Origin of the sequence: Sodaliphilus sp. (assembly GCF_045598405.1) — a bacterium.
Lineage (GTDB): Bacteria > Bacteroidota > Bacteroidia > Bacteroidales > Muribaculaceae > Sodaliphilus > Sodaliphilus limicaballi.
The window spans coordinates 151,481-164,890 of record NZ_JAZLLZ010000037.1; the positions used below are offsets into that span (position 1 = coordinate 151,481).

At 46.7% G+C, this 13,410-nt stretch carries 8 protein-coding genes; 6 read left to right on the plus strand and 2 right to left on the minus strand.

The window, feature by feature from the left end; translation table 11 throughout:
* Positions 1-21 precede the first annotated feature (21 nt).
* The 6 genes from ACKI3C_RS03495 to ACKI3C_RS03520 all read left to right on the plus strand — a co-directional run bounded on the left by ACKI3C_RS03495 (position 22) and on the right by ACKI3C_RS03520 (position 8,717).
* Positions 22-1,479, plus strand: coding sequence for an aminoacyl-histidine dipeptidase (locus ACKI3C_RS03495; protein WP_407402084.1), 1,458 nt, complete (start codon positions 22-24; stop codon positions 1,477-1,479).
* Between the two features lie 129 nt (positions 1,480-1,608).
* A complete protein-coding gene (locus tag ACKI3C_RS03500; protein WP_407402086.1) occupies positions 1,609-3,810 on the plus strand; it encodes a tetratricopeptide repeat protein in 2,202 nt (733 codons plus the stop codon).
* Positions 3,811-3,837: 27 nt separating this feature from the next.
* The gene (locus ACKI3C_RS03505; protein ID WP_407402088.1) at positions 3,838-5,877 is read left to right on the plus strand and encodes a M3 family metallopeptidase; all 2,040 of its coding nucleotides are present in this window, start codon (positions 3,838-3,840) and stop codon (positions 5,875-5,877) included.
* A gap of 171 nt (positions 5,878-6,048) precedes the next feature.
* Positions 6,049-6,507, plus strand: a complete 459-nt coding sequence (locus ACKI3C_RS03510; RefSeq protein ID WP_407402090.1) for a deoxycytidylate deaminase — start codon at positions 6,049-6,051, stop codon at positions 6,505-6,507.
* Between the two features lie 177 nt (positions 6,508-6,684).
* Positions 6,685-8,166: a S41 family peptidase gene (locus tag ACKI3C_RS03515; protein WP_407402092.1), complete on the plus strand. Its 1,482-nt coding sequence runs from the start codon at positions 6,685-6,687 to the stop codon at positions 8,164-8,166.
* Positions 8,166-8,717: a 5-formyltetrahydrofolate cyclo-ligase gene (locus tag ACKI3C_RS03520; protein ID WP_407402094.1), complete on the plus strand. Its 552-nt coding sequence runs from the start codon at positions 8,166-8,168 to the stop codon at positions 8,715-8,717. Before ACKI3C_RS03515 ends, ACKI3C_RS03520 begins: the two co-directional genes overlap by 1 nt.
* Positions 8,718-8,908: 191 nt before the next feature.
* On the opposite strand, the gene glgP is transcribed toward ACKI3C_RS03520, so the two are convergent.
* Together glgP and ACKI3C_RS03530 are read right to left on the minus strand one after the other, a co-directional pair.
* Positions 8,909-11,476, minus strand: coding sequence for an alpha-glucan family phosphorylase (gene glgP / locus ACKI3C_RS03525; RefSeq protein ID WP_407402096.1), 2,568 nt, complete (start codon positions 11,474-11,476; stop codon positions 8,909-8,911).
* A 22-nt stretch (positions 11,477-11,498) separates the two neighbouring features.
* Entirely contained in the window at positions 11,499-13,178 is a 1,680-nt protein-coding gene (locus tag ACKI3C_RS03530; RefSeq protein ID WP_407402098.1) for a glycogen/starch synthase, read from the minus strand.
* Positions 13,179-13,410: the final 232 nt, after the last annotated feature.

Consider the following 13,410-nt stretch of genomic DNA (forward strand, 5'->3'; position numbering starts at 1 on the left):
CGCTTAAATAATTCAAGATTTATGACAATTAAAGACCTTCAACCGGCACTCGTCTGGAACATCTTTGACCAGATCACAAAAGTGCCCCGTCCTTCAAAGAAAGAGGCGAAAATTCGTGAGTGGCTAATCGGCTTTGCACAGGAGCATAATCTTGAGCACAAAGTTGACGCAATCGGTAATGTGGCTATGTTCCGTCCTGCCGCTCCCGGCAAGGAGAATGTAAAGGGCATTATCCTGCAAGCTCACATGGACATGGTGTGCGAGAAGAACAAAGATTCTAAGCACGACTTTGACAACGACCCCATCGAGACTATCATTGATGGCGAATGGGTGTGCGCTAACGGCACAACACTCGGTGCTGACGACGGCATGGGTATGGCTATCGCACTTGCAGTCCTCACCGACCCTGCTATCGTAGCTGGTCCCATCGAAGGTTTCTTTACTGTTGACGAAGAAACTGGCCTCACTGGTGCAAGCAATGTGGGTGAAGGCATGCTCAAAGGCGACTACCTGCTCAACCTCGACAGCGAGGACGACGGCATCATCACTATGAGCTGCGCCGGTGGTATCGACACTCTTGCAACATTTGATTACAAGCCCCTTGCAGCTCCCGAGGACCTGGTTTACTTTGAGATCAAGCTTTCAGGCATGAATGGTGGTCACAGCGGCACCGACATCAATACTGAACGCGCTTGCGCGACTCGCCTCATTGCCCGTCTGCTTTGGGACCTGCGCAGCAGCGTAGAGTATGAGCTGGCACATGTAGATGCAGGTAACCTGCGCAATGCTATCGCACGCGATGCCGAGGCTGTGATTGGCGTTAAGGACTTCGATAAGGAAAAACTGTCGATTGCTTTCAACACTTTCGTTGCAACTGTTAAGGAAGAATTCAAGAACAGCGAGCCAAACTTGTTTGGCACTATCGAGAGCGTTGACGCTCCCGCCAAGGTGATTGCACGTGAAGATGCTGAACGCATCATCAACACCGTATATGCAGCTCCTCACGGTGTGCTTTCAGTGAGCCTCGAACTTGAAGGACTTACCGAGACTTCAACCAACCTCTCAAGCATCAAGATGAAGGAAGAAGGCGTTATTGAGGTTGTCACTTCACAACGCAGTGCAGTTGAGAGCCGCAAATATGACGCTTGCCATCGCGTTGAGACTGTATTCAAACTGGGTGGCGGCAAGGTGCGCCACAGCGACGGCTACCAGGGATGGGCTCCCAACAAGAACAGCAAGATCCTCAAAACTGCTGTGAAGGTGTGGTCCGACCTCTATGGCGTAGAGCCCAAGGTTGAAGCAATTCACGCTGGTCTTGAGTGTGGTTTGTTCCTGAAGGCGCTTCCCACCCTTGACATGATCTCTTATGGACCCACATTGCTGGGCGTGCACTCTCCTAGCGAGCGTTGCCACATCCCCGCAGTGCAGAAGTCTTGGGACTTCACTCTGGGCATCATCGAGGCAGTGACTAAAGAATAAGTAACATCTTAGATAATAGGCGGGATTTCATTTATGGACTCCCGTCTATTTCTATATGGTGGATAATAGTATTTCTCTCACGCAATTTGGCACAGTTTTTGCAAAGATGCAATAAAACAGTTGATAATAATGGATTATAGAGAAGCAATAAAACTAAAAGATAAGATACACGGGTTGCTCGAGCAGTCGCGCATCAATGACGCACTGAACGAAACCTTGGATTTGATTGACGGCACTGGCGCAACCTTGCTTAAGGAAGAAGTGGAAAAACTGAAGATGTCTTACAAATTCATGCTTCAGTATCTCTCGCGCGGTATCCTGGATCCGCAACGCGACACAGTGTTGCTTCACATCATCGAATCTCTATATTCAATTACCGACCGCTGCATTGTCTTGCATCAAGAAAACGACTCTCCGTTGCTGTTCCACACCCGGCGGCGCGAACTCAATGGAACACCACTTTCCCTTGTAATACAGCAATGGAAACAATGCGTGCACAAGTATGATTTGTTGCAGTCGGTTCCCGATGAGCCGAAAAACAAAGAGGCTATAAGGCTGCAACTGCGTGAATGCGAGCAATGTGAGACGAAATTGTTCAACAAACTGTGGAGTTCGTTCTCAATCAGCCTTGATGACGTGGCATTGCTGAAAGAATTGGTCAATGACAACTCTACTCCTATTCATTTGAAATGCCTTGTTTTATCTGGTTTGTTTTTGGGATTGATGACGGTGTATGATGAAAACAAGGTTGATGTTTTGGCTCAAACTTATGTTTTGAATGATAATTCTGAAGTCCAGATAAGGGCTCTGATTTATCTTGTTCTCTCATTATATATATATAACAATCGAGTGCGCAAGTCGCATGCCATACGCCAGCACGTTGCCCAAGTTGCCGACATGCCACTGTTTTCACGAGACCTCGCCACACTGCAATTCTTGCTTGCCAGGTCACGCAACACCGAGAACATCACCCGCCGCGTGCGCGACGACCTCATGCCGGGATTGATGAACATGTCGCCCGACCTCTTGCGGAAAATCAAAGACAAGAACTCTCCCATCGACATGTCAGACCTCGAGGCAAACCCCGAATGGCAAGACATGCTCGAGAACAAGGGATTGCAGAAAAAAATGGAAGAATTCAACGAAATGCAGATGGCTGGAAACGACGTGTTTATCTCCACTTTCTCGCATCTCAAGTCTTTCCCGTTCTTCAAGACGATGTCTAACTGGTTCTTGCCCTTCCACAGTAACCACTCTACCGTGCAAGAAACCTTTGCAGGCATCGCACTTGCCGATATCATCAGCGAAGCTCCGTTGTGCAACAGCGACCGCTACTCATTCTGCTTGTCTATGGCATCGATACCCGAAAGCCAACGGCAGATGATGGTGAATCAAGTGCAAGCACAGTATCACGACCTGAAAGAAATGAAAAGCACCGAGTTGCCCGATACCGAGAAACAACGTGAATACATAGCCAACTTGCACCTTCAGGATCTATACAGGTTTTTCAAGCTCTTCTCTCGACGCAGGGAATTCGCCCCGATCTTTGACCAAGATATGGACATCACCAAGACCGAGGTACTCAACCCCTATGCAAGCAAGGAATCAACAATTTCGATAATAGCCGAATTCTACTTCAACAACAAGTTCTATGATGATGCTATTCATCACTATATGTTGATATTAGAAGGCAACAGCAATGTTGATCCGCATGTATTCCAGAAACTCGGATTCTGCCACGAGAACCTAGGCAACACCACCGAGGCATTGCGATACTACAAGAGATACCTGCTCGCTCACGATGATGACGTGTGGACTTTAAAACACATGGCTGCTTGTTACCGTGCCACAAACCGATACGTCAAAGCCATTGAGTGCTACAAGAAAGTGGAACAACTGCAACCCGATGCCGTGTCCACCGTATTAAGCATAGGCAACTGCTTGCTTGAATTGGGAAGCGTTGACGAGGCCTTGAAATACTACTATAAAGCCGATTTCATGAACGGAGCCAAACACCGCGCATGGCGTCCCATAGCATGGTGCTCTTTTATCACAGGCAACGACGAGCGTGCATTGAACTATTATGAGAAAATAATCAATGAGGATAAGGCTTCGGCACAGGACTACATGAACCGAGCTCATGTGCTGCTGTGCAGCAAACACATCCCCGAGGCTTTTGACAACTATAACAAGTCGCTTGAAATGGAAAGCAACAAGCAAGACTTCCGCGATGCCTTTTTCAATGACGCTAAACACCTTCATGACCGAGGTGTGAGCGATGATGACATGGCACTGATTGTAGATGCTCTGCTAAATAAAGAAACTATTTAAACTATATAATATAAAACTTTGGTTTTCATGGAAAATATATTTTTCAGCAACCTGTATTTGGAGAATGGTCTAGTACCTTTCGACAAAATCACTATCGACCAGTATGAACCAGCAATACTGCAAGCAATCAAAGAGCATGATCAGGAGATAGAGAATATAACAAATAACACATCGATGCCCGATTTCGATAACACAATCGTTGCACTTGAACGCTCTGGCAGCAAACTGTCACAAGTGCTAGGCATTTTCTACCCCATGCTATCGGCATGTGCCGACGAGCAGATGATGACGCTGGCCGACAAGATGGCACCCATCCTGTCAGAGCACAGCAACAACATCACGCTAAACCCTCAATTGTGGAACCGCGTAAAGGTTGTGTATCAATCACCTGTGAAAGAAACCCTTGACACCGAAGATGCCCGATTGTTGCAGTTGACCTATGATTCCTTCGTTCGCAGCGGGGCCGACCTCGCCGGAGACGCGAGAACCACTTACAGGGAATTAACAAGAAAACTCACTGAACTCACTCTCAAATTTGAGCAAAACCTGCTTAAAGCCACACATGAATACCAATTATGGCTCGGTGACGACGACGTGGAAGGATTGCCCGAGAGCGCGCTTGAAGCAGCTGTGGCCGATGCCAAGGCCCACGGCAGCAAGGACAAATACCTCATCACATTGCAGGCACCCAGTTACATGGCATTCATGAAATATTCGTCAAGACGCGACCTGCGGGAAACTCTTTACAAGGCCTACAACAGCCGCTGCATGGCAGGACAATATGACAATAGCGACATATACAAGGAAATTGCTAATATCAGATTGAAGATTGCCAACTTGCTAGGATACAAATCGTTTGCCGACTACAAGTTAAAGAAAACAATGGCACAATGTCCCGGCAACGTTTACAGCATGCTCAACCAGTTGAAGGATGCCTATCGTCCGGCACAAGTAACTGAACTGAAAAGACTAAAAGACTTTGCAGGAAAACTCGAAGGCCATGAAATGGAAATCATGCCATGGGACTATGCTTACTACTCCAACAAGGAAAAAGAATCACTCTTTGACATCAGTGACGAACTGCTTCGTCCTTACTTCGAGTTGAGTAATGTCACAGCAGGTGTCTTCGGTCTTGCAACAAAACTCTACGGCCTGCAATTTACTGAAAATAAGAATGCGCAGGTGTTTAATCCTGAAGTAAAGGTTTATGACGTTACCGACGAGCATGGCAATGCTGTGGGAACACTTTATAACGACTTTTTCCCCCGTGCCACCAAGCAAGGCGGGGCATGGATGACCAATTTCCGCGAGCAGTCATTTGATGAGTCAGGAACTAATATCAGGCCGCTTGTAACCCTCACGATGAACTTTACTCGCCCCACCGAGACCAAACCGTCGTTGCTCACTCACCGCGAGGTGGAAACATTTTTGCACGAATTCGGCCATGGACTGCATAGCCTGCTCTCCCAATGCAAATACGAGTCAACATCTGGTACCAACGTGTACCGCGACTTTGTAGAGATGCCGTCTCAATTCAACGAGAATTACATGCGCGAGCATGAATTCCTGGATAGTTTCGCACGCCATTATGTCACAGGCGAGAGTATTCCCCAGGAGATTATTGACAAAATCATAGCCTCGTCGCAGTATGGTGCTGGCTATGCCTGCATGCGACAACTGGGATTTGGATTCCTCGACATGGCGTGGCACACCATTTCATCTCCAGTAGATGGCGACGTCGTGGAGTTTGAAAACGAAGCACTTAATGAAGTTAAAGTCTTTAACGCAGTCGATGGCTGTCAGATTTCACCGCAGTTTGCACACATCTTCGCCGGAGGTTATGCCGCAGGTTACTATGGTTACAAGTGGGCCGAAGTGCTTGACGCTGATGCTTTCGCCAAGTTCAAAGAAGACGGAATTTTCAACAAGGAAACAGCAAAATCACTTCTCGACAACGTGTTGTCAAGGGGCGGAACCGAGTTGCCCATGGAACTGTATAAGAGATTTAGAGGACGTGAACCTCGCATCGATGCACTTCTGGCACGAGATGGCATAGCAATAAACTGACCACATTCAAAAAAAATAATCATTAAAAAGGGCAATATTTTATGTTGTCCTTTTCTTTTTATCTGAAAATTTTCATTAAATTTGTACCTGATTTTGCACATCTAGATGTTTTTGCCACACTTTAAATGTGTAAATCGTTAAAACTTAACAAATTGCACATATATAATAACAATGGATTCAACCGTCACTAAAAAAGATTTACTTGATTCTCGCTACCTGCGCATGGCTCAAATTTGGGCCGAGAATTCTTATTGCCAGCGACGACAAGTGGGAGCAATAATCGTCAAGGACAAGATGATCATCAGCGACGGTTATAATGGAACGCCTGTCGGCTTTGAAAATGTATGCGAGGACGAGAACGACCACACCAAAGCCTATGTGTTGCATGCCGAGGCCAATGCCATAACCAAAGTGGCCCAAAGCAACAACAGCAGCTACGGCGCAACGCTTTATGTGACCACTTCGCCTTGCATTGAATGCTCCAAGCTCATCATTCAATCTGGCATAAAGAGAGTCGTGTTCGGCGAGTATTATCGCATTACCGATGGCGTAGAACTCCTCAAGCGTGCAGGTATCGAGTGCATCCAACTCGAATGTGTTGATGGAAAATATATAAGAAAAGAGCTCTAATTAATAATGTCCCAAGTATCTTACAATACACACATGAATAACAAACAGACCACTCGCCCCGCTCTACTGTGGTTGCCCCTTGCAATGGCAATCTCAGCGGTGATTGGTATAATTATAGGCAGTCAATTTACAGGGGGCAAATACCCTATTGACAATGACAGGAAGATTAACACCATTTTGAATCTCATTTCCAACGAATATGTTGACACCGTTAATCTTAATGACCTTATTGAGAGTTCTATTCCTCAAATCCTAGGCAACCTCGACCCTCATTCGGTTTACTTGCCCAAGGAAGACTTACAAGCTGCCAATGATGAGCTGAACGGCAGTTTCTGTGGCGTAGGAATTTCATTTTTCATCCTTAACGACACCATAAGCATCAGCGAAGTGATTCCTGGTGGTCCTTCGGAGAAGGTGGGAATACAGGCTGGCGACCGCATTGTCACTGTCAACGACTCTAATTTTGTGGGTCCAAAAATCAACAATGGTTTGGTAATGAAGACTCTTAGGGGCAAGAAAGACACTTCGGTAAAACTGGGAATCAAGCGTGGCAACGGCAGCAAGATACTTAATTTTACGGTTACTCGCGGCGATATACCCATTAACTCGGTCGATGCCGTTTACATGATCGACCGCACAACAGGCTACCTCAAAGTCAACCAGTTTGGTCGCACCACTCACAGCGAGTTCATCACTGGCCTCAACTTGCTCAAGGAAGAAGGCGCCAAGCGTTACCTCATCGATTTGAGAGGAAACGGAGGCGGATATATGGAAATCGCCATTCGCATGGCTAATGAATTCCTGCATGAAAATCAGTTAATCCTTTTCACCAAAGGTCGCGAGAAGAAACTTGACTCCGAGTTCTGGAGCGACAATGAGGGTCAGTTCCATGATGCCGAGGTTATCGTGCTTATGGACGAATACTCGGCCAGTGCCAGCGAGATCTTTGCAGGCGCGATGCAGGACAATGACCGAGGTCTCATTGTGGGACGGCGTTCATTTGGCAAGGGACTTGTCCAAACTCAAATCGACCTCCCCGACCAGAGTGCAATCCGTCTCACTATTGCTCGTTACTATACGCCTTCGGGTCGCTGCATACAGAAGGACTACAAGCGCGGAACGAACTATGAGTTCGAGGTCTTCGACCGATACTCTAATGGCGAAATCTACAACCAAGACAGCATCAAAGTGGATAAGTCGCAGATATTCAAGACACTGCATGGACGCACAGTTTATGGTGGCGGCGGTATTATTCCCGATGTGTTTGTTCCTCGCGACACTTCAGGCATCACAAGTTACTACATCGAGGTTGCCAATGCTGGGCTTATCCAGAAGTTTGCCTTCAAGTATGTCGAAGTAAACCGTGCAGCGCTCAACAAAATGAAGGATTATAAGCAATTCTTGCGCATGGAGCCGTCGAGCGAGGCATTGCTTAATGACTTTGTAACCTATGCAGCCCAAAATGGCGTGCCTGCTAGGTGGTATTATATCAACCAATCACGCGATGTAATCGTCACTCAGATTAAAGCCCTTGTGGCAAGAACGGTATTTGGCTCTGAAGCCTACTACTCTATTATCAATCGCGATGACAAGACAATTCAAGCGGCGCTCAAGGCATTCAATAAGCACAAGGCGGCCTATCCCATCTCTGATAAATAATGGACAAGAAGCAACTTCGTTCAGTTATTAGAAACCTCAAAGCACAGGCATCGCAACAATACATGCAGGTGCAGTCACACCGTGTGTTTGAAATCATAGAGGCCTCTGTCCCATTTCAGTCGTCACGCAATATCCTGCTATATCATTCCCTGCCCGATGAACTTCCCACTCACGATGTTATAGACCGGTGGAAAGAAATGAAGAACATTTATCTTCCTCGCGTTAATGGCGATGTGCTTGATATAGTTCCGCTAGGAAAGGAATTAAGAAATGACAATCGGTTCAACATAAGCGAACCCACCGGAGCCACGGTAAATCCTGATATCATAGACCTGATAATAGTGCCGGCTGTGGCCCTCGACATGCAAGGCCACAGACTAGGTCGAGGAAAAGGTTACTATGACAGGCTATTAGATACTACTGGCGCCTACACCATCGGCGTAGCATTAGATTTTCAACTAGTTGAAAACGTGCCTGTTGAAGAACACGACAAGCGTCTGAATGCAGTAGTAACTGCATCAAAACACCAATTCGATATTATTACAGTCTGATAAAAAAAGGGGGCTAGGTGCAGTCGCCCTTTTTTCTTGCTTCACCTACATACATCGCACAATACTGGGCATATTTCATCTTATCCGTTCCTGTATTTTCTTCTGTGAGGGAAACAACAGCTTGTAAAATAAACCAAGGAGACATCTCGTTGTGAAATGTCTCCTTAACTATATTCTATGAGGTGGCTACATTATACCCACTTCATGTAAGCGAAATCCTGACGGTGTGCCAACTTGTCATTCCAGGGGAAGATACGGAATGAGTAGCGATATACGCCAGAGTTGCGCAAGTCATACTTCACATTGAAAGTGAGAACATCACCGTCTTCAGCAACAACAGTTGCAGGAATTGCCTTGTAGAACTTGCTGTCGCCATCTTCATCTTTGTAAGCAACAACCTCAACCTTAATGCTACGGCCCAAGCCTGCTGTGTTGACACGCAGTGTAGCGTTAAGTTGCATCTGTGAATCAGATGCCGCGTTAACATTGAGCAGTACATCCGACATTTCGATGTCACCAACCAGATTAACGTCATTCCAACGAGCGGCAACATTTTCCTTCCACTCAACGATTTCACGAGCCACTGCATAGTTGTTAGCCATGAGTTCCTTTGCTCTTGCTGCCTCGGGGTTGTAGAAGCGGTCGAAGTAGTCACGCATCATGCGAGACATTGTGTAGTTGGGGGCAATGTGCGCAATAGAGTTCTTGATGTACTGTATCCACTCGGGAGAATAACCCTTGCTGTTCTTGGCAAAGTACAGAGGAATGATCTCATTTTCAAGCATTGAGTAGATAGTTGCCGAGTCAAGTTTGTCTTGCTGGCCCTGGTCAGTGTAACTGCGTTTAGCAGTGAGAGCCCAACCTGCGCCCTTGCGGTAACCTTCATACCACCATCCGTCTAGTACAGAGAAATTGAGCAGACCGTTCATCTCGGCCTTCTCGCCTGATGTACCAGATGCCTCAAGAGGACGTGTGGGAGTATTCAGCCAGATATCAACACCTGTTATGAGACGTTTAGACACTGTCATGTCGTAGTTTTCAAGGAAGATGATCTTGCCAAGGAACTGGGGCATCTTGGAGATCTCTATGATGCGCTTGATGAGGTCCTGACCAGCTCCATCGGCAGGGTGAGCCTTGCCGGCATAGATGAACTGAACGGGGAACTTCTCGTTGTTAACGATGCGTGACAGACGGTCAAGGTCGTTGAACAAGAGGTATGCACGCTTGTATGTTGCAAAGCGGCGGGCAAAACCGATGAGAAGCGCGTTGGGGTTGATCTTGTCCACAATCGACATGATGCGAGTGGGATCACCCTGGTTCTTCAACCAGTTAGCAGTGAAATCACGCTTAACAAAGTTGATGAACTTGTTCTTGAGTTGCATGCGCAGGTCCCAAATCTCCTCGTCGGGTACATTGAGGATGGGAGACCACGCCTTTTCGTCTTCCTGATGGTTCATGAAGTCGGCACCAAATGTCTCGGTGTAATATTTCTTCCACTCGCTAGCGGCCCATGTAGGCATGTGAACACCATTAGTTACATAACCCACGTGAGACTCCTCGGGAGCGTAGCCTTTCCATACGCCCTGGAACATCTTCTTTGATACTTCGCCGTGCAGCCAGCTCACACCGTTAGATTCTTGAGTGGTGTTGAGTGCAAACACGCTCATTGAGAAGCGCTCGTTAGTGTCGGGATTCTCGCGGCCCATATTCATAAGGTCGTTCCAACTAATACCAAGTTTAGCAGGGAACTCGCCCATATACTTGCCGAAGAGGCCCTCCTCAAAGTAGTCGTGACCAGCAGGCACAGGAGTGTGGACAGTGTAGAGTGATGTCGCGCGAACAACCTCGAGAGCTTCGTTGAAGCTGAGTCCTTCTTCCTGAACATAGTCAACAAGGCGTTGCAGGTTGAGCAGCGCTGCGTGACCCTCGTTGCAGTGATAGAGGTCATTCTTGATGCCCAGACGCTTGAGAAGCAACACGCCGCCTATACCGAGAAGATATTCTTGCTTGATGCGGTTCTCCCAGTCGCCGCCATACAACTTGTGAGTGATGGGGCGATCAAATTCACTGTTTGGATCAAGGTCAGTATCAAGGAGATACAGACTCATGCGACCAACATTTACACGCCACACGTTCACATATATGATGCGTCCGGGATAAGGAACTTCAAGTACCATCTGGCGGCCGTTCTCATCGACAACCGGTTCGAGAGGCAGCTGGTTGAAGTTCTGGGGCTCATAATTAGCAATCTGCTGGCCATCCATCGACAGTGTCTGGGTGAAATAGCCATAACGATACAAGAAACCGATTGCTGTCATGTTGACGCAACGGTCACTTGCCTCTTTAATATAGTCACCGGCAAGAATACCGAGACCGCCTGAATAAATCTTGAGCGCGTTGCACAATCCATACTCCATACTGAAGTAAGATATAGAGGGAAGGTCATCACGCATGGGAACAGACATATAAGCCTTGAAGCTGTCATAGACACTGTCAATGCGTTCCATCATCTCCTTGTCTTGAAGGATCTCGTCAAGACGATCGCTTGAGATGCGTTGCAGCAACAGCACAGGGTTTTCGCCTGTAGCACGCCACAGGTCGCGGTCGAGGTCATGGAACAAAGTCTTTCCTTCGCTATTCCATACCCACCAAAGGTTTTTAGAAAGTTCTTCCAGTTTCTTTAATTTTCCAGGAAGAGCCGATTTTACTGTGAGTGTTCTCCACACAAAATCGTTAGTGTTGTTAACTTGAAGTTTCATAAAACTTTATTTAATTATTACTTTATTTTCTTTCTACTGCATGCTTATAAGCATCAAGGTAATAAGAGATGAAGTTCTCCCACGACGCTTGTTTCGCTACATTCTGGGCGGCCTCTTTCAGTGCTTTCACCTCATCGCTTGGTTTCTGATAGAAACTGTACATGCTGTTAGCTATTGAATGAACAGTCTCGTCATAGTTTGAGTCGGTGCGATGAATCACTTGAACACCGCTCTTGCTACTATCATTGCCATAGGTATCAAGAATCCATTGCCCATATCCTGCAAGGTCAGTAGTGATGGTGGGCACTGCAAATGCCGAGCTCTCCATGGGTGTGTAGCCCCATGGTTCATAATAAGAGGGGAACACCGTCAAGTCAAGCCCAGCAAGCACGTCGTAGTATGCCATATTGAGCACTCCATCAGTACCATTCAGATATGAGGGAATATACACCACAAAAACCTTGTCCTGCTTCGATCCGTTGAAACCTAGCTGAAGCACTTTGTTCTCTATGGGATCGGCACCATGGTTATGCAACGTGTGCGTGATGACAGGCTTGGGCATTTGCTCCGAGTCGTTATCACGTTGCATTGCGTTCAGCAAGTCTTCTCTAGGCACATCTACCCATGCAGGTACCAAAACAAATGCAACCACATGACGCTTGCCGTCATTGTTCACCTTTGACCGCAACACGTTCACTGCATCAAGGTAAGCGTCAATGCCCTTATTGCGAAACTCGCATCGGCCTGAAGTTGCCACGAGCATTGTGTCGTCGCCCAACCGCACTCCCGTCAGAGCACGTGCCACGTCGAGCAATTTTTTCCTGGCGGCAGCACGCACTTGGGTGAACTTCTTCCCGGCAGGAACAAAATTTTGCTCAAACGCGTTTGGCGTTACAAAGGGGGCACGTTCCAGCAGCTGCATGCTTTCGCGGGCTGTCACCTCACTCACGGTAGTAAACGAATCGGCCTGATGTGCTGCGGCTTTTTCTAGCGAGTGCTTCGATTGCATGTTGAGCTCGCCTGCCATCTGGTCGCCATTATACCCTGCCATGTAGTCATACAGCGGCTTGCCGTTGCCACAAATGCTGCGGCCTATACTAGTGGCATGAGTTGTAAACACGGTTGCAACCGTGGGCAGATGATGCTTCACATAAAGCAATCCCATGCCGGTGGTCCATTCGTCGAAATGTGCTATCACTTTGCCCTTGGGCTTCGACCAGTTTACTATACTTTCAATCACCATAGCCGACGCAAGACCAAACATACACGACTCGTCATAGTCGCCATAGGCATGAAGAGAGTCCACGCCATAGAGTTCCCACATCTTGCCATAAAACAAATCCTTTGAAGCAAAGAGGTCTTTGTAATCAACAAGTATGGCAATGGGGCTACCAGGAACATTCCAGCGTCCTACCCTCACTTTAATGCCAAATGGCAAGCATGGCTTCTTGCGCCATGATGCCATAAGCGTTTTGCGTTCAATGAAATATGGAGATTCATTGCCTTCCTTCCACAAGTCAGGACCAATGAAAATTACTTTATCTTTGTAGAGTTGTTGAAGTGTGTGGGCTTTTGTGGACAATACAGCATAGATACCTCCTACTTTATTGCACACTTCCCAACTCGTTTCAAACAAATAATCAAGCATATATACTCTTTCAAAATTATTTGCAAAATTACAAAAAAAATCTGGATTAGTCATGCTTTAATATATTTGTATTACACGACTTTTCTGAACCGTAAATTGACAAATATAACTATATCACTGACAAACAGGCAATTAAACCAACCTTATACATACAATGGCAAAAAGGAATCTATATCAACAAAACACATATGAAAATCAACATATTACACATTTATGCAATCGTTTTACTAAACAACTTTGCATTAATTTCAATATATCTCGACAATTTCCTTGCGCGTGCGTGTGC